This is a genomic window from Pseudomonas sp. AN-1, assembly GCF_034057115.1.
Taxonomy (GTDB): Bacteria; Pseudomonadota; Gammaproteobacteria; order Pseudomonadales; family Pseudomonadaceae; genus Geopseudomonas.
Genome location: NZ_CP139195.1, coordinates 3,258,046 through 3,281,065, shown reverse-complemented (window position 1 = coordinate 3,281,065; position 23,020 = coordinate 3,258,046). Strand labels below are relative to the sequence as shown.

The window sequence follows — 23,020 nt, the reverse complement described above, 5'->3', positions numbered from 1 at the left end:
GGCGTTGTCGTTTCAGCAGCGCGCGCCGCGATTCAGCTGCGGATGTTGTAGATCAGCTTCTCGTTGTCCTCGGCATAGTCGCGCAGGCGCTTGAGATAGGCCTTCTGCTGCGCCCACACCTTGCCGGCGGCCGGGTCGGCGGCGGCCGCCGCCTCGACCACCTCGGCGGCCACCTCGCGCAGGCGGGCGATCACCGCATCGGGCAGGCGGCGCACCTCGACACCCTCGGCCCTGAGCTTCTCCATCGCCTCCATGTTGCGCGCGTTGTAGTCGTCGAGCATGTCGCCGTTGACGTCGCGGGCGGCGGCGCTGACGATGGCCTTGAGGTCGGCCGGCAGCTTGTCCCAGGCGGCCTGGTTGACGGTCAGCTCGAAGGTCACGTTGGGCTCCTGCCAGCCCGGGGTGTAGTAGTACTTGGCCGCCTTGTGCAGGCCGAGGGCCAGGTCGTTGTACGGGCCGATCCACTCGGTGGCGTCGATGGCGCCGGTCTGCAGGGCGGTGAAGATCTCGCCGGCCGGCAGGTTGACCACGGTGCCGCCCATGCGGGTCAGCACCTCGCCGCCCAGGCCCGGGGTGCGCATCTTCAGGCCCTTGAAGTCGTCGACCGAGTTGATCTCCTTGTTGAACCAGCCGGCGGTCTGCACGCCGGTGGCGCCGCAGGCGAAGGGCACCACGTTGAACGGCTTGTACACCTCCTCCCACAGCTGCATGCCGCCGCCGTAGTGCAGCCAGGTGTTCATTTCCTGGGCGTTGGGGCCGAACGGCAGGGCGCAGAAGAACTGCGCCGCCGGCACCTTGCCCTTCCAGTAGTAGGGCGCGCCGTGGCCCATCTCGGCGGTGCCGCGCGACACCGCGTCGAACACCTCCAGCGCCGGCACCAGCTCGCCGGCCGCGTAGACCTTGACCTGCAGGCGGCCGCTGCTCATCTCGTTGACCAGCCGGGCGAAGCGCTCGGCGCCGACGCCGACGCCGGGGAAGTTCTTCGGCCAGGAGGTGACCATCTTCCAGGTGAAGGTCTGCGCCGGAGCGGCGGCGCCACCCGGGGCACTCTCGTTCTGCTTCTGGCAGCCGGCCAGCGCGGTGGCGGCCAGGCCGACACCGGCGGCGGCGAGTATGTCGCGACGTTTCATGCAGGACTCCTTGTTGTTGTGCGGCGCTGCCATCTGCGGCGGCAGGCGTGCCTCTTGATAACACGGGCGCGGGTTGTCTCTCCAGCATAGTCGCAGCGGCTAGACTGACAGACGGTTATTCCAAATCATCCAGCAATTGCCGTCCGATCATCGCTATTGCGAGAATCGCCGGACTGACCAATTGACAACTACAAGGACCCTCCCATGTCCGACTCACCTCCTGCCCTGCTCAGGCTGGCACGCGGCATCGAGGCGCTCAACGCGCGCTTCGGCAAAGCCTGCGCCTGGCTGACCCTGTTCCTCGTCCTCGGCACCGCCGTGGTGGTGGTGCTGCGCTACGGCTTCGGCATCGGCGCCATCGCCCTGCAGGAAGCGGTGATGTACGCCCACGCCCTGGTGTTCATGGGCGCCGCCGCCTGGACCCTGCAGCGCGGCGGCCACGTGCGCGTCGACATCTTCTACCAGAAGTTCCCGCAGCCCCGGCAGGCGCTGGTCGACCTGCTCGGCCACCTGTTCCTGCTGCTGCCGGTGTGCCTGTTCCTGGCCTGGAACAGCTGGGACTACGTGGCCTCGTCCTGGGCCACCCGCGAGGTGTCCGGCGAGAGCGGCGGCCTGGCCTTCGTCTACCTGCAGAAGAGCATCATCCTGGTCCTGCTGGTCAGCCTGATGCTGCAGGCGCTGGCCGACATCATCATCTACGGCTACCGCCTGGCCGGCCGCGAGCCCTATCCGGAGGTGCACCATGGCTGAGCTGATGGCGATCCTGCTGTTCGTCAGCATCTGCGTGTTCCTCATGTCCGGCTACCCGGTGGCCTTCACCCTGGGCGGCGTGTCGCTGCTGTTCGCCGGCATCGGCATCGTCACCGGCACCTTCGACGGCAGCTACCTGCACGCCCTGCCCAACCGCCTGTTCGGCATCATGAACAACCAGACCATGCTGGCGGTGCCGCTGTTCGTGTTCATGGGCGTGATGCTGGAGAAGTCGCGGGTCGCCGAGGACCTGCTGGAATCCATGTCGCGGCTGTTCGGCACCCTGCGCGGCGGCCTGGCGATCTCGGTGTGCGTGGTCGGCGCGCTGCTCGCCGCCTCCACCGGCATCGTCGGCGCCACCGTGGTGACCATGGGCCTGCTGGCCCTGCCGACCATGCTGCGCCGCGGCTACGACCCGGCCATCGCCACCGGCACCCTGGCCGCCACCGGCACCCTCGGCCAGATCATCCCGCCGTCGATCATCCTGGTGCTGCTCGGCGACGTGATGTCCAGCGCCTACCAGCAGGCGCAGCTGAAGATGGGCATCTTCTCGCCGAAGACCGTCTCGGTGGGCGACCTGTTCGTCGGCGCGCTGATCCCCGGCCTGGTGCTGGTCGGCCTGTACATCCTCTACCTGGTGTTCGTCGCCATCACCCAGCCCAAGCGCCTGCCGGCGCTGCCGCAGGAGGAACTCGGCCCGATCGAGTGGGGCAAGCTGTTCAACGCGCTGATCCCGCCGCTGGTGCTGATCGCCGCGGTGCTCGGCTCGATCCTCGCCGGCTACGCCACCCCCACCGAGGCGGCGGCCCTCGGCGCGGTGGGCGCCATGCTGCTGGCGCTGGTCAAGGGCAAGCTGAACTTCTCCCAGATGCGCGAGGTGGCCTACGGCACCACCGAGATCAGCGCCATGGTGTTCCTGATCCTGATCGGCGCCTCGCTGTTCTCCCTGGTGTTCCGCGGCTTCGGCGGCGAGGTGCTGATTGAGGACGTGTTCAAGCAGCTGCCCGGCGGCGTACTCGGCGCCTTCTTCCTGGTCATGCTGGTGATCTTCCTGCTCGGCTTCATCCTCGACTTCATCGAGATCATCTTCGTGGTGGTGCCGATCGTCGGCCCGGTGCTGCTGGCCATGGGCCTCGACCCGGTGTGGCTGGGGGTGATGATCGCCCTCAACCTGCAGACCTCGTTCCTCACCCCGCCGTTCGGCTTCTCGCTGTTCTACCTGCGCGGCGTCACCCCGCGCTCGATCCCGACCAGCGTGATGTACAAGGGCATCGTGCCGTTCATCATCATCCAGATCCTGATGCTGGTGATCGCCTACCTGTGGCCGGACCTGATCACCTGGCTGCCGGAGGCGGTGTACGGCAAGTAAGCCTGCGCTGTAACGAGAAGGGCCGGTCAAAGACCGGCCCTTCTCGTTTGGCCTGCAGAATGCTCGCCTTTTCAGGCCGCCGCTCCGGCGAGTCAGCCATGGCGGGCCGCTTTCGGGGTCGTGACGGGTTGCTGTCGTCTTGCCGTCGTGGCGGAATGTGGCGCGCTGCGTCAGATTGGACACTCCGCAACAAAGGGATCTTGAAAATGTCGGTTCAGAAATTGCGCCTCAAACTGGGCTGGTCCCAGCAACAACTTGCCGAGGCCAGCGGCCTGAGCGTCCGCACGATTCAGCGCATAGAAGCCGGCTATCCGGCCAGTACGGAATCCCTCAAGTCTCTTGCTGCGGTATTCGAGGTCGACTTCTCAGCCCTTAATCCGGAGCAGACCATGGAATCCAGCACCCCTGATCCATCCGAACAGCAAGAGACGGAAGCGTTCAACTACGTTCGCAAACTACGAGGCTTTTATCGGCACATGGCACGCTACGCCGTGATCACGCTTACCCTGTTGGCGATCAATCTGACCGTCACGCCCAACAGGATGTGGGCACTTTGGGTAATGGGCGGCTGGGGGCTTGGTGTCCTCATGCATGCCAGCCGCGTCTTCCGTCCCGACGGATTCCTCGGCCCTCAGTGGGAGAAGCGACAAGTCGAAAAACGCCTGGGGCGTCCGCTTTGACGCGGAAGGCATCGCCTTAGACTGCGCAACCTCAGGCAGGCGATGCCTTCTCGACCCACCAGCGCGCAGGAAAACTCTCCACCGCAGGCTTCCGGCCGAAACACTATGTCCCTGCTGCGCTATGAATGCTTGCGGTCGCGCCATGCGCTCGCGACGAAAGATCCGACCTCATTCTTTTCGAGGTGACATATGCTGATATTGAGCATTGTTGCTACGGCACTACTCATTCGTTTTCCATCGCTTGCTGGCTCGATCTACAAGATATGCAGGCTCGGTAGTGGCCAAAAAGTTACCGTATTCTTGCTCTTTTCTGCCGGGCTGGTGCTCAGCGGGCTGATTGCAATACGAGTGGCCGGCTAGTTGTGGCGACTGTCACAGATAGTCCCCTCCAGATTGCGCCGCTGCGGCGCCGGCTGCTGCTGGGTGATGCAGTGGATGTTGCCGCCGCCGAGGAGGATCTCGCGGCCCGGCAGCATCACCACCTCGCGCTCGGGGAACAGGCGCTGCAGGGTGGCGGCCGCCTCGGCGTCATGCGGGTCGTCGAAGCAGGGCGCGATGATGCCGCCGTTGACGATCAGGAAGTTGATGTAGGAAGCGGCCAGGCGGATCGCCGGGTCGCGCGGCTGGCTGCCGGCGACCAGGTCGACCCCCGCGCACTCCTCGGCGGTGGCGTGCAGCGGGCCGGGGATCGGCATGCGGTGCACGACCAGCACGCGGCCGCGGGCATCGCGCACCTGCTCGAGCACCGCCAGCGCGGCGCGGCAGCGCGACCAGTTGGGATCGCGCTCATCGTCGGTCCAGGCCAGCAGCACCTCGCCGGGGCGCACGAAGCAGCAGAAGTTGTCGACGTGGCCGTCGGTCTCGTCGTTGTACAGGCCGTGCGGCAGCCAGATCACCCGCTCCACTGCCAGGTGGGCATGCAGCACCGCCTCGATCTCACCGCGGGTCAGCTGCGGATTGCGGTTGGGGTTGAGCAGGCACTCCTCGGTGGTCAGCAGGGTACCCTCGCCGTCGACGTGGATGGCGCCACCCTCCAGCACGAAGCCTTCGGCGCGGTAGCGCGCGCAGCGCTCGATCTCGAGGATCTTGCCGGCCACCTGGTCGTCGCGGTTCCACGGCGCGTACAGGCCGCCGGCGAAGCCGCCCCAGGCGTTGAAGGTCCAGTCCACGCCGCGCACCTCGCCGCGGCCGTCGACCACGAAGGTCGGCCCGGTATCGCGCACCCAGGCGTCGTCGCAGCTCAGCTCGACCACGCGGATGTCGCCGTGGGCCAGGCGCGCGCGGGCGTTCTCGTACTGCGCCGCACTGACCCCGACGGTCACCGGCTCGAAGCGGGCGATGGCCTTCGCCACCGCGGCGAAGGCCGCCTGCGCCGGCTTGGCGCCGAGGCGCCAGTTGTCCGGCCGCTCCGGCCAGAGCAGCCAGGTCTGCACATGCGGCTCCCATTCCGCCGGCATGCGGAAACCGTCGGCGCGCGGGGTGGTGTTCAGGGTGGTCATCGCGGCTACCTGTCGAGCTTGTTCGTTCCCGCGCTCCCGCATGGGAGCGCGACCGGGGACGCTCCGCGTCCCCTCTGATTCCCCGTCTATTCGGACCTGTGCTCGCCGTCCAGGGTGGCCAGCGCGCCGTACAGGTTCGGCCGGCGGTCGCGGAACACGCCCCAGGCGCTGCGGGTGTGCTCCAGCTGGTCGAGGTCGAAGCTGTGCACCAGGACGCCCTCCTCGTGCTCACCCAGCTCGGCGACCTTGGCGCCGAACGGGTCGGCGATAAACGAGGAGCCGTAGAAGGTGATGTGGTAGTCGTCCTGGTCCTCGCGGCCGATGCGGTTGCTGGCGATCAGCGGCATCAGGTTGGCGCCGGCGTGGCCCTGCTGCACGCGCTGCCAGTGGTCGCGGGAGACGATGGTCGGGTCGTGCGGCTCGCTGCCGATGGCGGTCGGGTAGAACAGCAGCTCGGCGCCCTGCAGGGCCATGGCCCGCGCGCACTCGGGGAACCACTGGTCCCAGCAGATGCCCACGCCGATCTTCGCATAGCAGGTGTTCCACACCCGGAAGCCGCTGTCGCCGGGGTTGAAGTAGTACTTCTCGTGGTAGCCGGGGCCGTCGGGGATGTGGCTCTTGCGGTAGCTGCCGAGCAGGCTGCCGTCGGCGTCGATGACGGCGACGCTGTTGAAGCGCGCCCGCCCGGCGCGCTCGAAGAAGCTGATCGGCAGCACCACCCGGAGCTCGCGGGCGACCTTGCGGAAGTGGGCGATGGCCTCGTTGCCTTCCAGCGGAGTGGCCAGCTGCAGGTAGTCGGGGTTGGGCTTCTGGCAGAAGTACGGGGTCTCGAACAGCTCCTGCAGGAGGATGATCTGCGCCCCCTGCGCCGCCGCCTGGCGCACCAGCTTCTCGGCGTTGGCGATGTTGGCGGCGCGTTCCCAGGAGCAGGCCATCTGGGTGGCGGCGACGGTGACGATGCGGGACATGGCGACCTCGTGGCGACGCGGAAGGAAGTGCCTTCAAGCTGGCAGAGGATGGCGACGGGGTCAAATGGCCAAGGCCCTGGGTCGAGAGCCGATGACGGCAGGGTGGCTGGCCACCCCGCCGCTGGCCGATGATTCAGACCGTATGCAGGTACCAGTTGTACTCGAGGTCGGAGATCGAGTGCTCGAACTCCTCCAGCTCGTGCTCCTTGCAGGCGACGAAGATGTCGATGTAGTCGGGGTTGATGTAGCGACCGAGGATCTCGCTGTCGTCCAGCGCGCGCAGGGCGTCGCGCAGGTTGTTGGGCAGGCTCTGCTCGAGCTGCTCGTAGGAGTTGCCCTCGATCGGCTCGCCCGGCTCGATGCGATGGCTCAGGCCGTGGTGCACGCCGGCCAGCAGGGAGGCCATCAGCAGGTAGGGGTTGGCGTCGGCGCCCGCCACGCGCTGCTCGATGCGCAGCGCGTCGGGGTTGCCGGTGGGCACGCGCAGGGCCACGGTGCGGTTGTCCATGCCCCAGGACGGCGCATTGGGCACGTAGAACTGCGAGCCGAAACGGCGGTAGGAGTTGACGTTGGGACAGAGGAAGGCCATCGACGCCGGCAGCGTCTCCAACACGCCGCCGATGGCGTGGCGCAGGGCGTCGTTGTCCTGCGCGTTGTCGGCGGCGAAGATGTTGCGTCCGTCGCGATCCAGCAGCGAGATGTGCACGTGCAGACCGTTGCCGGCCTGGCCCGGGTAGGGCTTGGCCATGAAGGTGGTGTCCATCTCGTGGTCGTAGGCGGTGTTCTTGATCAGCCGCTTGAGCAGCACCGCGTAGTCGCAGGCCGCGAGCGGGTCGGCGACGTGGTTGAGGTTGACCTCGAACTGCGCCGGCGCGCTCTCCTTGACGATGGCGTCGGCCGGGATGCCCTGGATGTGGGCGCCGTCGAGGATGTCGCGCAGGCAGTCGGCGTATTCGTCGAGGTCGTCGATCGAGTAGACCTGCACCGCCTGCGGGCGCTTGCCGGAGATCGGCGAGCGCGGCGGCTGCGGGCGGCCGTTCACGTTCTCCTGGTCGATCAGGTAGAACTCCAGCTCGAAGGCCGCGCACACGGTCAGGCCCATGTCGGTGAAGCGCTGCACCACCTGGCGCAGCACCTCGCGCGGATCGGCGAAGAACGGCCGGCCTTCCATTTCGTGCATGGTCATCAGCAGCTGGGCGGTAGGCCGGCGCTGCCAGGGCTCCATGCGCAGGGTGCCGGGAATCGGGAAGCACACCCGGTCGGCATCACCGATGTCGAGCCCGAGGCCCGAGCTTTCCACGGTCGAGCCGGTGATATCCAGGGCGAACAGCGAAGCGGGAAGGTTGATGCCCTTTTCGTAGACCTTGAGCAGATTGCTGCGGTCGATGCGCTTGCCGCGCACCACGCCGTTCATATCCGCGATCAGAAGGTCAACGAACTGCACCTCGGGATGTTCCGCAAGGAACTCGTTCGCTTCCTTGAGCAGAACAGCACTCGTAGCGGCCGACATGATGGAACACCTTATATCTTGTTAAAAATATCAATCACGTATGTGCTCAGTTTTGAGTCAATCCCAAAGCCAATGGCTTGTCAATAGGCCCAAATGTTGCACGATGTCAGGGCGACACGACCTCTTTCAGGGCGACGCCCGTGCCGCGAACGGCGGGCAACTGGCACCGTTCGTCGCACCTGTTCAGGCAATCCTGCAGGTGTTGTCGAATAAATCGAACAAGTCTAAGCTCGGGCCAGATCACCCACTGCGACCTACCGGTGCCCCATGTCCCGCCAGCCCCTGATCGGCGTCACCGCCTGCAGCAAGCAGATCGGCCTGCACCCCTTCCACATCGTCGGCGACAAGTACCTGCGCGCCGTGGCCGTCGGTGCCGGCGGCCTGCCGCTGGTGATCCCGGCCCTGCCCGGGCTGATCGACATCGAGGCCCTGCTCGGGCATCTCGACGGCCTGCTGTTCACCGGCTCGCCGTCCAACGTCAAGCCGCAGCACTACCAGGGGCCGGCCAGCGAGCCGGGCACCCACCACGATCCGGCGCGCGACGGCATCACCCTGCCGCTGATCCGCGCCGCGGTGGACGCCGGCGTGCCGCTGCTCGGCATCTGCCGCGGCTTCCAGGAAATGAACGTGGCCCTCGGCGGCAGCCTGCACCAGCGCGTGCACGAGGCCGGCCCGTTCATGGACCACCGCTCGGACGACGAGGCACCCGTGGAAGTACAGTACGGCCTCAGCCACCCGCTGCACGTGCAGCCGGGCGGCCTGCTCGAGCGCCTGGGCCTCGGCCCGCAGTTCGAGGTCAACTCGGTGCACGGCCAGGGCGTCGAGCGCCTGGCCCCCGGCCTGCGCGTCGAGGGTCTGGCGCCGGACGGGCTGGTCGAGGCATTCTCGGTGGAGCGGGCGCAGACCTTCGCCCTCGGCGTGCAGTGGCACCCGGAGTGGAAGGTGGCCGAGCACCCGGCCTACCTGGCGATCTTCCGCGCCTTCGGCGACGCCTGCCGCGAGCGTGCGGCACACCGCTGAGCCATGCTGTAAGGGACTACCGACTCGCAAGCAAACGAGGTCGTTATGGCTACCAAGCTGGACCGGCTGAGCAGCTGGCTGAAGGAGCACAGGATCACCGAGGTGGAGTGCCTGGTCACCGACCTCAACGGCATCGCCCGCGGCAAGATCGCGCCGACCAGCAAGTTCCTCGCCGAGCGCGGCATGCGCCTGCCGGAAAGCGTGCTGCTGCAGAGCGTCACCGGCGACTACGTCGAGGACGAGCTCTACTACGAGCTGCTCGATCCCGCCGACATCGACATGTTCTGCCGCCCGGACGAGCACGCGGTGTTCCTCGTGCCCTGGGCCGCCGAGCCGACCGCCATGGTGATCCACGACAGCTACGACAAGGTCGGCAACCCCACCGACCTGTCGCCGCGCAACGTGCTCAAGCACGTGCTCAAGCTCTACGCCGAACGGGACTGGCAGCCGATAGTCGCGCCGGAGATGGAGTTCTACCTGACCCAGCGCTGCGACGATCCCGACTACCCGCTGCAGCCGCCGGTGGGCCGCTCCGGGCGCCAGGAGACCGGCCGCCAGTCGTTCTCCATCGACGCCGCCAACGAGTTCGACCCGCTGTTCGAGGACATGTACGCCTGGTGCGAGGCCCAGGGCCTGGATCTGGACACCCTGATCCACGAGGAAGGCACCGCGCAGATGGAGATCAACTTCCGCCACGGCGACGCCCTGCAGCTGGCCGACCAGATCTTCGTGTTCAAGCGCACCCTGCGCGAGGCGGCGTTCAAGCACGGTGTCACCGCCACCTTCATGGCCAAGCCGATGACCGGCGAACCGGGCAGCGCCATGCACCTGCACCAGAGCGTGGTCGACCGCAAGAGCGGGCGCAACGTGTTCTCCAGCGAGGACGGCAGCATGAGCGAGCTGTTCCTCAACCACATCGCCGGCCTGCAGAAGCTGATCCCCGAGGCGCTGCCGCTGTTCGCCCCCAACGTCAACTCGTTCCGCCGCTTCCTGCCCGACACCTCGGCGCCGGTCAACGTCGAGTGGGGCGAGGAGAACCGCACCGTCGGCCTGCGCGTGCCGGACGCCAACCCGCAGAACCGCCGGGTGGAGAACCGCCTGCCGGGCGCCGACGCCAACCCCTACCTGGCCATCGCCGCCAGCCTGCTGTGCGGTTACGTCGGCATGGTCGAGGGCCTGCACCCGTCGCCGCAGGTCAAGGGCCGCGCCTACCAGCGGCGCAACCTGCGCCTGCCGCTCAACATCGAGGCGGCGCTGGAGGCCATGGAGCAGTCGAAGACCCTCGAGCGCTACCTGGGGCGGCGCTTCTGCCGCGGCTACGTGGCGGTCAAGCGGGTCGAGAACGAGAACTTCAAACGGGTGATCAGCTCTTGGGAACGAGAGTTCCTGCTGCTCTCGGTGTGAGCGCAGACACCCGGTCACCACTTGCATCAGGGGGAATCGCAATGACCCAGCACCGCAGCACCGCCGAGTGGCAGGCCCTCGGCCGCGAGCACCTGCTCGCCCCGTTCACCGACTACAAGCAGCTCGGCGCCAAGGGCGCGCGCATCGTCACCCGGGCCGATGGCGTGTACCTGTGGGACAGCGAGGGGCACAGGATCCTCGACGGCATGGCCGGCCTGTGGTGCGTCAACGTCGGCTACGGTCGCCGCGAGCTGGCCGACGCCGCGCACCGGCAGATGCTCGAACTGCCCTACTACAACCTGTTCTTCCAGACCGCCCACCCGCCGGCCATCGAGCTGGCCGCGGCGATCGCCGAGATCGCCCCGCCGGGCATGCAGCACGTGTTCTTCACCGGCTCGGGCTCGGAGGCCAACGACACAGTGCTGCGCCTGGTGCGCCACTACTGGGCGATCAAGGGACAACCGTCGAAGAAGGTGATCATCGGCCGCATCAACGGCTACCACGGCTCCACCGTGGCCGGCGCCAGCCTTGGCGGCATGAAGGCGATGCACGAGCAGGGCGACCTGCCGATCCCCGGCATCACCCATATCGCCCAGCCCTACTGGTACGGCGAAAGCGGTGTGATGGGGCCGGAGGAGTTCGGCGAATGGGCCGCCAACGAGCTGGAGAAGAAGATCCTCGAGGTCGGCGAGGACAAGGTCGCTGCCTTCATCGCCGAGCCGATCCAGGGCGCCGGCGGGGTGATCATCCCGCCGGAGAGCTACTGGCCGCGGGTGCGCGCGATCCTCGCCAGGCACGACATCCTGTTCGTCGCCGACGAGGTGATCTGCGGCTTCGGCCGCACCGGCGAGTGGTTCGGCAGCCAGTACTACGGCCTCGAGCCGGACCTGATGCCGATCGCCAAGGGCCTGACCAGCGGCTACCTGCCGATGGGCGGGGTGATCGTCCGCGATCACGTGGCGCAGACCCTGGCCGAGGGCGGCGAGTTCTACCACGGCTACACCTACTCCGGGCACCCGGTGGCGGCCGCCGTGGCGCTGGAGAACATCCGCATCCTGCGCGAGGAGAGGATCGTCGAACGGGTCAAGGCCGAGACGGCACCCTATTTGCAGAAACGCTGGCAGGAGCTGGCCGACCACCCGCTGGTGGGCGAGGCCCGCGGCCTGGGCATGCTCGGCGCACTGGAGCTGGTCAGGGACAAGAAGAGCCGTGCCCGTTTCGAGGGCGGCATCGGCATGCGCTGCCGCGAGCACTGCTTCCGCAACGGCCTGATCATGCGTGCGGTGGGCGACACCATGATCGTCTCGCCGCCGCTGGTGATCACGCCCGAGCAGATCGACGAGCTGGTCGCCCTGGCGCGCAAGTGCCTGGATGCCACCGCTGCCGAGGTGCGCGGCTGAACGACGGTGCGGCAACGCCGAGCGGGGCCGGCGTTGCCGCTACAGTTTCGCTGGCGGCGGTTGAGTGGCACGGCACTCCTTGCCAGACTCTGCAGCCGTGCGCTGGCCAGATGCAGCGGGGCGCGGACAGCAACGGCGCACCAGCGGACGGACCGGCCCAGCCGCCGATACAGACGGCAGCCGGCCCCGACCGGGGAAACCATTAGGAACCTTAAGGAAGCACAACCCGATGAAAGCATTCGCCAAGACCCTCCTCGCGGCCGCCCTGGCCGCCACCGTGGCCGGCGCGGCCCAGGCCGACGACAAGGTGCTGCACGTCTACAACTGGTCCGACTACATCGCGCCGGACACCCTGGCCAAGTTCGAGAAGGAATCCGGCATCAAGGTGGTCTACGACGTCTACGACAGCAACGAGACCCTGGAAGCCAAGCTGCTGGCCGGCCAGTCGGGCTACGACATCGTGGTGCCGTCGAACAACTTCCTCGCCAAGCAGATCAAGGCCAAGGTCTACCAGCCGCTGGACAAGTCCAAGCTGCCGAACTGGCAGAACCTCAACAAGGATCTGCTCAAGACCCTGGAGGTCAGCGACCCGGGCAACCAGTACGCCTTCCCCTACATGTGGGGCTCGATCGGCATCGGCTACAACCCGGAGAAGGTCAAGGCCGCCCTCGGCGACAACGCCCCGGTCAACTCCTGGGACCTGCTGTTCAAGCCGGAGAACATCGAGAAGCTCAAGGGCTGCGGCGTCAGCTTCCTCGACTCGCCGACCGAGATCCTGCCGATCGCCCTGCACTACCTGGGCTATCCGACCGACAGCCAGGATCCCAAGCAGCTCAAGGAAGCCGAGGCGCTGTTCCTGAAGATCCGCCCGTCGGTGACCTACTTCCACTCCTCCAAGTACATCTCCGACCTGGCCAACGGCAACATCTGCGTGGCGGTGGGCTACTCGGGCGACGTCTACCAGGCCAAGTCGCGCGCCGAAGAGGCCGGCGGCAAGGTCAAGGTGTCCTACAACATTCCCAAGGAGGGCGCCGGCACCTTCTTCGACATGGTGGCCATCCCCGCCGATGCCAAGAACCCCGAGGCCGCCCACGCCTTCATGAACTTCCTGATGAAGCCGGAGATCATGGCCGAGATCACCGACGTCGTGCAGTTCCCCAACGGCAACGCCGCGGCGACCCCGCTGGTGGCCGAGGCGATCCGCACCGACCCGGGCATCTACCCGAGCGACGACGTAATGAAGAAGCTGTACACCACCGTCGACCTGCCGGCCAAGGTGCAACGCGACATGACCCGCAGCTGGACCAAGATCAAGTCGGGACAGTAAGACCACGCACCGCTCCGGGGCGCCGGCGCTGCCGGCGCCCCGGACGTGCAGCACCGACCAGCGAGGTCTGCCGGTCACCCTTCCTGTCTGCCACGCGTCACGCTTTCCGGCGCTGACCGAACAACACGAGGAGCCGACCATGCAGCCCACCCTCCCCCTCCTGCCGACCCTGTTCGCCGGTCTGCTGCTCGGTGCACCGGCCATGGCCGCGCCCAGCGTGCACATCTACAACTGGTCGGACTACATCGGCGAGAACACCCTCGAGCAGTTCCAGGCCGAGACCGGCATAGTCCCGCAATACGACGTGTTCGACTCCAACGAGACCCTCGAAGGCAAGCTGCTCGCCGGCAACAGCGGCTACGACGTGGTGGTGCCCTCCAACCACTTCCTCGGCAAGCAGATCCGCGCCGGCGCCTTCCAGAAGCTCGACCGCAGTCTGCTGTCCAACTGGAACAATCTCGATCCCAAGCTGATGCAGCAGCTGGAGCGCAACGATCCCGGCAACCAGTACGCCGTGCCCTACCTGTGGGGCACCAACGGCATCGGCTACAACGTCGAGAAGGTCAGGGAAGTGCTCGGCGTCGAGCGCATCGACTCCTGGGCGGTGCTGTTCGAGCCGGAGAACATCGCCAAGCTGTCCGCCTGCGGCGTGGCCTTCCTCGATTCGGCTGACGAGATGATCCCGGCCATGCTCAACTACCTGGGTCTCGATCCCAACAGCCACGACCCCGCGGACTACGCCAGGGCCGAGGCCCGGCTGCTGGCCATCCGTCCCTACGTGACCTACTTCCACTCCTCGAAGTACATCGCCGACCTGGCCAACGGCGACATCTGCGTGGCCGCCGGCTACTCCGGCGACGTGCTGCAGGCGGCCGAGCGCGCCAAGGAGGCCGGCAAGGACATCGAGATCGCCTACAGCATCCCCCGCGAGGGCGCCAACCTGTGGTTCGACATGCTGGCCATCCCCGCCGATGCCAGGAACGTGCGCGAGGCGCACCGCTTCATCGACTACCTGCTGGAGCCGGCGGTGATCGCCACGATCAGCGAGCATGTCGGCTACGCCAATCCCAACCGCAAGGCCGGCGCCCTGATGGATCCGCAGGTGCGTGGCGACAGTTCCGTCTATCCGCCGCAAGAAGTGCTGGATCGGCTCTTTGTTTCTGCCGAATTGCCCGCTAATGTGCAGCGCCTCATGACCCGTAGCTGGACGCGCATCAAGTCCGGCCGATGACACCATTCAACCGCCCCGGCCAGATGGCCGGGATACCCAGCCTGGGGAGTATTAGATGGCGATAGCCTCCGGTGCCTACAAGAAAGCCCTGACCGGCGTCCAGCAAGCCAAGGAAGTTCTGGTCAGGATCGACCGGGTGACCAAGAAGTTCGACGAGACGGTCGCGGTGGACGATGTGTCGCTGACCATCAACAAGGGCGAGATCTTCGCCCTGCTCGGCGGCTCGGGCTCCGGCAAGTCGACCCTGCTGCGCATGCTCGCCGGCTTCGAACGACCCACCGAAGGGCGCATCTTCCTGGACGGCCAGGACATCACCGACCTGCCGCCCTACGAGCGGCCGATCAACATGATGTTCCAGTCCTACGCGCTGTTCCCGCACATGAGCGTGGAGCAGAACATCGCCTTCGGCCTCAAGCAGGACGGCCTGCCCAAGGCCGAGATCGACGCGCGCGTGGCCGAGATGCTCAAGCTGGTGCACATGACCCAGTACGCCCGGCGCAAGCCGCACCAGCTGTCCGGCGGCCAGCGCCAGCGCGTGGCGCTGGCCCGTTCGCTGGCGAAAAGGCCCAAGCTGCTGCTGCTCGACGAACCGATGGGCGCGCTGGACAAGAAGCTGCGCTCGCAGATGCAGCTGGAGCTGGTGGAGATCATCGAGCGGGTCGGGGTGACCTGCGTGATGGTCACCCACGACCAGGAAGAGGCCATGACCATGGCCCAGCGCATCGCCATCATGAACCTCGGCTGGATCGCCCAGGTCGGCACGCCGATGGACATCTACGAGACCCCGGCCAGCCGCCTGGTCTGCGAGTTCATCGGCAACGTCAACCTGTTCGACGGCGAGCTGGTCGAGGACGACGCCGACCATGCCAAGATCGCCTGCCCGCAGCTGGAGCGGCCGATCTACGTCGGCCACGGCATCTCCACCCGCGCCGAGGACAAGCGCGTCACCTATGCCCTGCGCCCGGAGAAGCTGCTGCTCAGCACGCAGAAGCCGGAGCTGGAGCATGCCGACTGCAACTGGTCAACCGGCAAGGTGCACGACATCGCCTACCTCGGCGGTCATTCGGTGTACTACGTCGAGCTGCCCTCGGGACTGGTCGTCCAGGCGTTCATGGCCAACTCCGAGCGCCATGGCAAGCGTCCGACCTGGGACGACCAGGTCTACCTGTACTGGCTCGACGACAGCGGCGTGGTGCTGCAGTCATGAATGTGCTCAAGCGCCTGCTCTCCGGCCGTCACCTGGTCATCGGCGTCCCGTTCTTCTGGCTGCTGCTGTTCTTCATGCTGCCGTTCGCCATCGTGGTGAAGATCAGCTTCGCCGAAGTCGACGTGGCCATCCCGCCGTACACCGAGATCGTCACCTGGGCCGACAACCAGCTGACCGTGCTGCTCAACCTCGGCAACTACGTGTTCCTCAGCGAGGACGAGCTGTACCTGGCCGCCTACCTCGGCTCGCTGAAGATCGCCACCATCAGCACCCTGCTGTGCCTGCTGATCGGCTACCCGATGGCCTACGCCATCAGCCGTGCCAGCAAGGAGATGCAGACGGTGTGGCTGCTGCTGATCATGATGCCGACCTGGACCGCGATCCTGATCCGCGTCTACGCCTGGATGGGCATCCTCAGCAACAACGGCCTGCTCAACACCCTGCTGCAGAACCTCGGCCTGATCGACGCCCCGCTGCAGATCCTCAACACCGACCTGGCCGTGTACATCGGCATCGTCTACGCCTACCTGCCGTTCATGGTGCTGCCGCTGTACGCCAACCTGGTCAAGCACGACCCCACCCTGCTCGAGGCCGCCGCCGACCTCGGCTGCCGCCACCTGACCAGCTTCTGGAGGATCACCGTGCCGTTGTCGAAGAACGGCATCGTCGCCGGCTGCATGCTGGTGTTCATCCCGGTGGTCGGCGAGTTCGTCATTCCCGAGCTGCTCGGCGGACCGGAAACCCTGATGATCGGCAAGGTGCTGTGGCAGGAGTTCTTCAACAACCGCGACTGGCCGGTGGCCGCCGCGCTGGCGGTGGTGATGCTGGCGATCCTGCTGGTGCCGATCATCCTGTTCAACCGGAACCAGGCGAAGGAACTGGAGGGCAAGGTATGAGCATGAGCGTTTGGCTGGTGCCGGCCTCTTCCCTGTTCAACAGCACCCAGGCGCAAGAACCGGAGGGCAAGGTATGAAGCGCTTCAGCTTCTCCGGCTGCATGCTGATCGCCGGCATGCTGTTCATCTACCTGCCGATGCTGATCCTGGTGATCTACTCGTTCAACGCCTCGCGCCTGGTGACGGTATGGGGCGGCTGGTCGCTGCACTGGTACGCCGGGCTGCTCGACAACCGCCAGCTGATGAGCGCGGTGGGCCGTTCGCTGGAGATCGCCTGCTACACGGCGATCGCCGCCACCGCGCTGGGCACCCTGGCCGCCTTCGTGCTCACCCGCATCCCGCGCTTCCGCGGCCGCACCCTGTTCGGCGGCATGGTCACCGCGCCGCTGGTGATGCCCGAGGTGATCACCGGCCTGTCGCTGCTGCTGCTGTTCGTGGCCATGGGCCAGCTGATCGGCTGGCCCGCCGAGCGCGGCCTGCTGACCATCTGGATCGCCCACACCACCTTCTGCACCGCCTACGTGGCCATCGTGGTGTCCTCGCGCCTGCGCGAGCTGGATCTGTCGATCGAGGAGGCGGCCATGGATCTCGGTGCGCGGCCATGGAAGGTGTTCTTCCTGATCACCATCCCGATGATCGCGCCGTCGCTGGCGGCCGGGGCGATGATGTCCTTCGCCCTGTCGCTGGACGACCTGGTGCTGGCCAGCTTCGTCTCCGGTCCCGGCGCCACCACCCTGCCGATGGAGATCTTCTCCGCCGTGCGCCTGGGAGTGAAGCCGGAGATCAACGCGGTGGCCAGCCTGATCCTGCTGGTGGTGTCGCTGTTCACCTTCCTCGCCTGGTACTTCACCCGCCGCGCCGAGGAGCGCCGCAAGCGCGCCATCCTGCAGGCCATGGAGGAGACGGTGAAGGGCAGCTGACGGGCTTTCTCCCGACCGTAACGCACAAGGGCCACCCTGCGGGGTGGCCCTTGTGCGTTTACCGGATCGAATGGCGCACCATCGCACACACCCTGGTGCGCATGGCGCACCCTACCGGGATTGCCGCCGCCTCACTCCTGCGAGAGCAGCTGCGGCAGCTGCAGCGCCAGCTTGGCCGGATTCAGCGGCGCGCGGATGAAGCCGCGCTGGCGGCCGTCGGGGCCGATCAGCGCCAGGTTGCCGCTGTGGTCGACGGTGTAGTGCTGCCTGGTGGTGTCGCCGGGAATGAAGGGGATGCTCACCGCGTTGGCCAGCTGCTGGATCTGCGCCAGCTCGCCGGTCAGGCCGGTGTAGCCGGCGTTGTAGTAGCCGAGGTACTGCTTGAGCTGGGCCGGGGTGTCGCGGTGCGGATCGATGCTGACCATGGTCACCTGCAGGCGCGCCAGCGCCTCCGGCGCCAGCTGGCTCTTGAGCTGGCGCAGCTCGGCCAGGGTGGTCGGGCAGATGTCCGGGCAGAAGGTGTAGCCGAAGAACAGCAGGGTCCAGCGCCCCTTGAGCTGGTCGAGCGCCTGCGGCTGGCCGTTCTCGTCGGTGAGGCTCAGCGCCGGCAGGGCGCGGCTCTGCGGCAGCAGGATGATGCCGGCGTCGGCCAGCGCCGCCGCATCGAGCTGCGACGGCGCGTTGAGCACCTTGCTGACGGTGAGGCCGAGCACCAGGGCGATGGCGGCGACGAGGAACAGGACGGTCTTGTGGATGCGGGTCATGGACTCGGCTTCGTTGGCTAGAGCGAAAGTGCCGGCAGATAGTGATCCACCAGCAGCACGATGAACAGGGCGAACAGGTAGGTAATAGAGTACTTGAAGGTCCGGATCGCGGCCTGCGGTCGGCTGTCACGGTACAGCGCCCAGGCCCAGTCGAGGAAGCGCGCGCCGAGCAGCACCGCGCCGGCCAGGTACAGCGGCCCGCTCATGTGGATGACGAAGGGCAGCAGGCTGACGGCGAACAGGATCAGGGTGTACAGCAGGATGTGCAGCTTGGTGTAGCGCTCGCCGTGGGTCACCGGCAGCATGGGGATCTCCGCCCTGGCGTAGTCGTCCTTGCGGTGGATGGCCAGCGCCCAGAAGTGCGGCGGGGTCCAGGCGAAGATGATCAGCACCAGCAGCAGCGCCTCGGCGTCCAGCCGGCCGGTCACCGCGGTCCAGCCGAGCATCGGCGGCGCCGCGCCGGCCAGGCCGCCGATGACGATGTTCTGCGGCGTGGCGCGCTTGAGGAAGCCGGTGTAGATCGCCGCATAACCGAGCAGCGAGGCCAGCGTCAGCCAGGCGGTCAGCGCGTTGGTGAAGAGCAGCAGCAGGGCCTGCCCGGCCAGCGCCAGGGCCAGGGCGAAGGCCAGCGCCGCCGCCGGCGAGACCCGCCCGGCCACCAGCGGACGCAGGCGGGTGCGCGCCATCACCGCGTCGATGCGCCGGTCGACCACGTGGTTGACCGCCGCCGCCGCGCCGGCGCACAGGCCGATGCCGAGGTTGCCGAACAACAGCACGCTCCAGGGCACGCCGCCGTCGGTGGCGAGGAACATGCCGACCAGCGCGGTGATCAGCATCAGCACCACCACCTTGGGTTTGGTCAGCTCCAGATAGTCGCGCCAGCCGGCGCGGGCCTGACGTTGCTGCACCAGTGCGCTCATGGCGTTCCCTCCCCCTCGTTGTTGTTCTTGTGCGGTTGTCCTACAGGCGCGAATAGCGCCGCAGCTCGTCGCCGCCACGGCCGATCAGGCGCAGGCCGGCCCCCTGCCTGGCCGGCGCCGCCGCGCGCAGCCGGTAGTTGACCAGCACCAGCACCAGCAGCAGGCCGGCCCCGCCGAGGTTGTGCGCCACTGCCACCGCCAGCGGCAGGTGCAGCAGCACGTTGGCCAGGCCCAGGCTGACCTGGGCGGCCAGCGCCAGCAGCAGCAGGCCGGCCAGCCCGGACAGACCACCACGGCGCAACTGCCAGGCCAGGGCCAGCAGCAGCAGGCTGACCAGCAGGGCGCCGAGGCGATGGCTCATGTGGATGGCGGTGCGCGCGTCGCTGTCGAGCTGGCCACCGAGGTAGTTGGGGCCGATGTGCTGGGTCAGGTGGAAACCGTTGGCGAAGTCCATCGCCGGCCACCACTGGCCATGGCAGGTGGGCAGGTCGACGCAGGCCACCGCCGCGTAGTTGCTGCTCACCCAGCCGCCGAGGGCGATCTGGCCGATTACCGCGAGCAGCGCCAGTCCCGCCAGCGCGCGCAGGCGCGGCAGCACGCCGGGCAGCGGCGGCAGCGCGCCGGACAGGCGCAGAGTCAGCAGGAACAGCAGGCCGAGGGTGGCGAAGCCGCCGAGCAGGTGGGCGGTGACCACCTGCGGCCACAGCTTGAGGGTCACCGTCCACATGCCGAAGGCGGCCTGCAGCAGCACCAGCGCCAGCAGGGCCAGCGGCAGCCTGAGCGGCTGGCCGGCGCGGTCGCGGCGGCGCACGGCCTGGATCGCGAGGACGAGGATCAGCAGGCCGAGGCTGCCGGCGAAGTAGCGGTGGACCATCTCGTTCCAGCCCTTCTCCGCCTCCACCGGGGCGTCCGGGAAATGCCGCTCGGCATGGGCGAGCTGTTCGGCGCTCTGCGGCACGCCGAGGAAGCCGTAGCAGCCCGGCCAGTCGGGGCAGCCGAGGCCGGCGTGGGTCAGGCGGGTATAGGCGCCGAGCATCACCACCAGCAGAGCCAGCAGCGTGGCGCAGAGGGCAAGCCGGTAACCCGGTCTTCTTGTGCTTGTCGCCATGGCAGATCCTCCCCCCGGATTCCTGCACAGCTGGTCGAAGTCGCTCCTGTCTTTGACTCTAGCAGTCCTCCGGCAGACTGCCCGGCGCTCAGCCGATCTGCGAGATCTTCAGCAGGTGGCGCAGGTCGTCGAGGATCTGCTTGCCGTCGCTGCCGACCCGATAGCGCAGCACCAGGTTGCCGTGCGGATCGACGATCCACAGCTGCGCGCCGTCCTGCGGGTAGCGCTCGACATCCAGGCCCAGGCGCTGCAGCTGCGGGTAGGCCACGCGCAACTCGGCGTCGTAGTCGGCCGGCAGCGCCGCGCCATGGGCGAGGACATGGCCGGCGCGCGGCGCCTCGCGATTGAGGCCGATATGGATCTGCCGCGCCAGGTAGACCAGCGCCCGACAGTCCGCCGCGCAGCCGTCGGCGCTGGTCACCAGCAGCACCCACCGGCGCGGCTCGTCGCCCGCCTGGATGTCCCAGCTGCCGGCCACGCCGAGGTCGGCCGGCGTCTGCCCGGTGGCGATCAGCTCGCCGTGATAGCTGCGGGCCTGCGGCACCCAGAACTGCCAGCGATACATGGCGCTGGCCAGCAGCATCGGCCCGATCACCACGGCCAGCAGGCCGAGCAGTTGCCAGCGCCCGCGACCGCGCCGCGGCAGCGGCTCAAGCGTCAGAGTGGAGCCCATCGCGCACCTCCCGTGCCTGTTTCACGCCGAACCACAGGTACATGCCGAGCAGGGTCGCCGCCAGGGCGAACCACTGCACCGCATAGCCCAGATGTTTCTCCGGCCCCGAAGCCACCACCGGCCAGTCGCCGACGTAGCTGGCCGGGCCGGGCTCGAGGCGCAATTCGTCGGCCAGCCCGTCGCGCTCCAGCTCGCCCCACAGCGCCGGAGCCTCGACCACGTTGACCAGCCGCGGCCAGCCCTCGCCCGGGGCGCCGTCGCCGAGCAGGAAGGCGCTGCCGGGCGGCCGATAGACGCTGGCCTCCAGGCTCAGCTCGCCGACCGGGGTGTCGAACGCCGGCAGCGCCGCCCGCTGCGGCCAGGGCAGCCAGCCGCGGTTGACCAGCACCCAGCGCCCGCTCGGGCGGTCGAGAAACGGCTGCAGCAGCTCGACACCGACCCGTCCGCCACGCTGGCGGTTGTCCAGCAGCAGGCTGTGCCCGGCATCGAAGGTGCCGACCAGGCGCACGCGGCGGAAGGCCGGATCGTCCAGCGCCGCCAGCTCGACCAGATCCGCGGCCGGTGCCTGGCTGCGCGCGGCCTGCTCGGCGAGCAGCTCGCGCTTCTCTCCGGCGCGCTGCAGCTGCCAGCAGCCGAGGCCGAGCAGCAGCGGCAGCAGGGCCGCGACCACCAGGGTCGGCAGCAGGCCCGGGCGGAAACGCCGGTCCCGCGGCGGGACGGCGGCAACCGACACGGCCGCACCCTCACAGCACGTAGACGAAGACGAACAGGCCGACCCACACCACATCGACGAAGTGCCAGTACCAGCTGGCCGCCTCGAAGCCGAAGTGCTGATCCGGGGCGAAATGCCCGCGCAGGATGCGGATCAGCATCACCAGCAGCATCAGCGCGCCTATGGTGACGTGGGCGCCGTGGAAGCCGGTGAGCATGAAGAAGGTGGCGCCGTAGACGCCGGAGGCCAGGGTCAGGTCCAGCTCGGTGTAGGCGTGCACGTATTCCTCGGCCTGCAGCACCAGGAAGGCGGCGCCGAGCAGCACGGTCAGCGCCAGCCAGGCCTTGAGCGCGGTGCGCCTGTCGTGGCGCAGGGCGTGGTGGGCGAAGGTCAGGGTGAAGCTGGAGGTCACCAGCAGCACGGTGTTGATCAGCGGCAGGTGCCAGGGGTCGATGATCCCCTGCGGCGGCGGATAGGCCTTGGGGTCGGGGTTGTCGAGCAGCGGCCAGCTGAACTGGAAGTCCGGCCAGAGCATGGCGCTGACGCCCTTGTCACCCGCGCCGTCCAGCCAGGGGCCGACGAACACCCGCAGGTAGAACAGCGCGCCGAAGAAGGCGGCGAAGAACATCACCTCGGAGAAGATGAACCAGCGCATGCCCCAGCGGAACGAGCGGTCCATCTGTCCGCTGTACAGCCCGCTGCGGCTCTCGTGGATGACGTTGCCGAACCAGCCGAACAGCATGTACGCCAGCAGCAGCGCGCCGACGAAGAAGATCAGCGGGCCGGCCGAGTCGGCGCGCGCCGCCTTGAGGTCGTTGAACCAGGTGCCCAGGCCGACCACCGTCACCAGCAGGCCGATGCTGGCGATGATCGGCCACTTGCTCTGCTCGGGGACGTAGTACTGCTCGTGGCTGGCCATTGTCGCTCTCCTCGGCCGCGCCGGCAGCGCGGCCTGCTGTGCATGGGGTGCGTCCCCGTCAGTCGCCTGTGCGCTGCGCCAGCGGCGGCTTCTGCGCGGTGATGTCGAACAGCGTGTAGCCCAGGGTCAGGTGCTGCACGTCGGCCGGCAGGTCGCGGTCGACGATGAAGCGCACCGGCATCTCGATGCGCTCGCCCGGCTGCAGCACCTGCTGGGTGAAGCAGAAACACTCGGTCTTGTGGAAGAACGCCGCCGCCTTGGCCGGCGCCACGCTGGGGATGGCCTGGGCGGTCATCGCATGGTCCGTCGGGTTGTGGGCGACGAACAGCATCTGGTTGACCGCGCCGGGGTGCACCACCAGCTCGTCCTGCTGCGGGTCGAAACGCCAGGTCATCCCGGCGGCGTTGGTGGCGAGGAACTGCACGCGCACGGTGCGCGCCTCGTCCACCTGCTGGCTGCCCGTGTAGGCGCCGGCGGTCTTGCCGTTGATGCCGAAGGCCTGGCACATCACGTCGTACAGCGGCACCAGGGCGAAGCCGAAGCCGAACATGGCCACCACCACCAGCAGCAGGCGGCGGACCAGGCGGCACGTGTCGGTGCTCTCGCTCATCGCA

At 67.7% G+C, this 23,020-nt stretch carries 22 protein-coding genes; 11 read left to right on the top strand and 11 right to left on the bottom strand.

From position 1 onward, the window contains the following. Positions 1-32: 32 nt before the first annotated feature. Positions 33-1,130 (bottom strand): TRAP transporter substrate-binding protein, encoded by a 1,098-nt coding sequence (locus tag SK095_RS15455; RefSeq protein ID WP_136490151.1) that lies wholly within the window; start codon positions 1,128-1,130, stop codon positions 33-35. A gap of 204 nt (positions 1,131-1,334) precedes the next feature. Here SK095_RS15455 and SK095_RS15450 point away from each other — a divergent pair, with 204 nt between their 5' ends. The 3 genes from SK095_RS15450 to SK095_RS15440 all read left to right on the top strand — a co-directional run bounded on the left by SK095_RS15450 (position 1,335) and on the right by SK095_RS15440 (position 3,929). Then, on the top strand, positions 1,335-1,880 hold the full coding sequence (locus tag SK095_RS15450; RefSeq protein WP_201485321.1) for a TRAP transporter small permease subunit: 546 nt from the start codon (positions 1,335-1,337) through the stop codon (positions 1,878-1,880). Beyond that, a complete protein-coding gene (locus SK095_RS15445; RefSeq protein WP_320546783.1) occupies positions 1,873-3,249 on the top strand; it encodes a TRAP transporter large permease subunit in 1,377 nt (458 codons plus the stop codon). Before SK095_RS15450 ends, SK095_RS15445 begins: the two co-directional genes overlap by 8 nt. Before the next feature lie 206 nt (positions 3,250-3,455). After that, positions 3,456-3,929 carry a 2TM domain-containing protein gene (locus SK095_RS15440; protein WP_320546782.1) on the top strand — a complete coding sequence of 158 codons (474 nt, stop codon included), beginning with the start codon at positions 3,456-3,458 and terminating at the stop codon, positions 3,927-3,929. Between the two features lie 356 nt (positions 3,930-4,285). On the opposite strand, the gene aguA is transcribed toward SK095_RS15440, so the two are convergent. The 3 genes from aguA to SK095_RS15425 all read right to left on the bottom strand — a co-directional run bounded on the left by aguA (position 4,286) and on the right by SK095_RS15425 (position 7,906). After that, positions 4,286-5,428, bottom strand: a complete 1,143-nt coding sequence (aguA, locus tag SK095_RS15435; RefSeq protein ID WP_320546781.1) for an agmatine deiminase — start codon at positions 5,426-5,428, stop codon at positions 4,286-4,288. 86 nt (positions 5,429-5,514) lie between these two features. Further along, positions 5,515-6,396 (bottom strand): N-carbamoylputrescine amidase, encoded by an 882-nt coding sequence (gene aguB, locus SK095_RS15430; protein ID WP_320546780.1) that lies wholly within the window; start codon positions 6,394-6,396, stop codon positions 5,515-5,517. Between the two features lie 133 nt (positions 6,397-6,529). Further along, on the bottom strand, positions 6,530-7,906 hold the full coding sequence (locus tag SK095_RS15425) for a glutamine synthetase family protein (RefSeq protein ID WP_136490145.1): 1,377 nt from the start codon (positions 7,904-7,906) through the stop codon (positions 6,530-6,532). A gap of 267 nt (positions 7,907-8,173) precedes the next feature. Between SK095_RS15425 and SK095_RS15420 the strand changes: the two genes are divergently transcribed. The 8 genes from SK095_RS15420 to SK095_RS15385 all read left to right on the top strand — a co-directional run bounded on the left by SK095_RS15420 (position 8,174) and on the right by SK095_RS15385 (position 17,310). Further along, complete coding sequence (locus SK095_RS15420; protein ID WP_320546779.1) at positions 8,174-8,926, top strand: gamma-glutamyl-gamma-aminobutyrate hydrolase family protein; 753 nt, start codon at positions 8,174-8,176, stop codon at positions 8,924-8,926. A 45-nt stretch (positions 8,927-8,971) separates the two neighbouring features. Beyond that, entirely contained in the window at positions 8,972-10,330 is a 1,359-nt protein-coding gene (locus SK095_RS15415) for a glutamine synthetase family protein (protein ID WP_320546778.1), read from the top strand. Between the two features lie 41 nt (positions 10,331-10,371). After that, on the top strand, positions 10,372-11,730 hold the full coding sequence (locus SK095_RS15410; protein ID WP_320546777.1) for an aspartate aminotransferase family protein: 1,359 nt from the start codon (positions 10,372-10,374) through the stop codon (positions 11,728-11,730). A 229-nt stretch (positions 11,731-11,959) separates the two neighbouring features. Continuing rightward, positions 11,960-13,057 carry a polyamine ABC transporter substrate-binding protein gene (locus SK095_RS15405; protein WP_136490141.1) on the top strand — a complete coding sequence of 366 codons (1,098 nt, stop codon included), beginning with the start codon at positions 11,960-11,962 and terminating at the stop codon, positions 13,055-13,057. Positions 13,058-13,196: 139 nt separating this feature from the next. Continuing rightward, a complete protein-coding gene (locus SK095_RS15400) occupies positions 13,197-14,288 on the top strand; it encodes a polyamine ABC transporter substrate-binding protein (RefSeq protein ID WP_320546776.1) in 1,092 nt (363 codons plus the stop codon). A 55-nt stretch (positions 14,289-14,343) separates the two neighbouring features. Continuing rightward, a complete protein-coding gene (gene potA, locus SK095_RS15395) occupies positions 14,344-15,495 on the top strand; it encodes a polyamine ABC transporter ATP-binding protein (RefSeq protein WP_320546775.1) in 1,152 nt (383 codons plus the stop codon). 14 nt (positions 15,496-15,509) lie between these two features. Continuing rightward, entirely contained in the window at positions 15,510-16,391 is an 882-nt protein-coding gene (locus tag SK095_RS15390) for an ABC transporter permease subunit (protein ID WP_320548909.1), read from the top strand. Positions 16,392-16,464: 73 nt separating this feature from the next. Continuing rightward, positions 16,465-17,310, top strand: coding sequence for an ABC transporter permease subunit (locus SK095_RS15385; RefSeq protein WP_136490137.1), 846 nt, complete (start codon positions 16,465-16,467; stop codon positions 17,308-17,310). A 131-nt stretch (positions 17,311-17,441) separates the two neighbouring features. Here the strand turns inward: SK095_RS15385 and SK095_RS15380 are convergent, their stop codons facing one another. The 7 genes from SK095_RS15380 to SK095_RS15350 form a co-directional block, all read right to left on the bottom strand. Next, positions 17,442-18,074 carry an SCO family protein gene (locus SK095_RS15380; protein WP_136490136.1) on the bottom strand — a complete coding sequence of 211 codons (633 nt, stop codon included), beginning with the start codon at positions 18,072-18,074 and terminating at the stop codon, positions 17,442-17,444. 17 nt (positions 18,075-18,091) lie between these two features. Beyond that, entirely contained in the window at positions 18,092-18,994 is a 903-nt protein-coding gene (gene cyoE, locus SK095_RS15375; RefSeq protein ID WP_320546774.1) for a heme o synthase, read from the bottom strand. Positions 18,995-19,034: 40 nt separating this feature from the next. Continuing rightward, a complete protein-coding gene (locus SK095_RS15370; RefSeq protein WP_201485333.1) occupies positions 19,035-20,102 on the bottom strand; it encodes a COX15/CtaA family protein in 1,068 nt (355 codons plus the stop codon). An 88-nt stretch (positions 20,103-20,190) separates the two neighbouring features. Further along, positions 20,191-20,775 (bottom strand): hypothetical protein, encoded by a 585-nt coding sequence (locus SK095_RS15365; RefSeq protein WP_320546773.1) that lies wholly within the window; start codon positions 20,773-20,775, stop codon positions 20,191-20,193. After that, complete coding sequence (locus tag SK095_RS15360; RefSeq protein WP_320546772.1) at positions 20,753-21,508, bottom strand: SURF1 family protein; 756 nt, start codon at positions 21,506-21,508, stop codon at positions 20,753-20,755. Before SK095_RS15360 ends, SK095_RS15365 begins: the two co-directional genes overlap by 23 nt. 10 nt (positions 21,509-21,518) lie before the next feature. Then, positions 21,519-22,406, bottom strand: a complete 888-nt coding sequence (locus SK095_RS15355; protein WP_136490131.1) for a cytochrome c oxidase subunit 3 — start codon at positions 22,404-22,406, stop codon at positions 21,519-21,521. A 58-nt stretch (positions 22,407-22,464) separates the two neighbouring features. Further along, positions 22,465-23,016, bottom strand: coding sequence for a cytochrome c oxidase assembly protein (locus SK095_RS15350; RefSeq protein ID WP_201485334.1), 552 nt, complete (start codon positions 23,014-23,016; stop codon positions 22,465-22,467). Between the last annotated feature and the right edge of the window lie 4 nt (positions 23,017-23,020).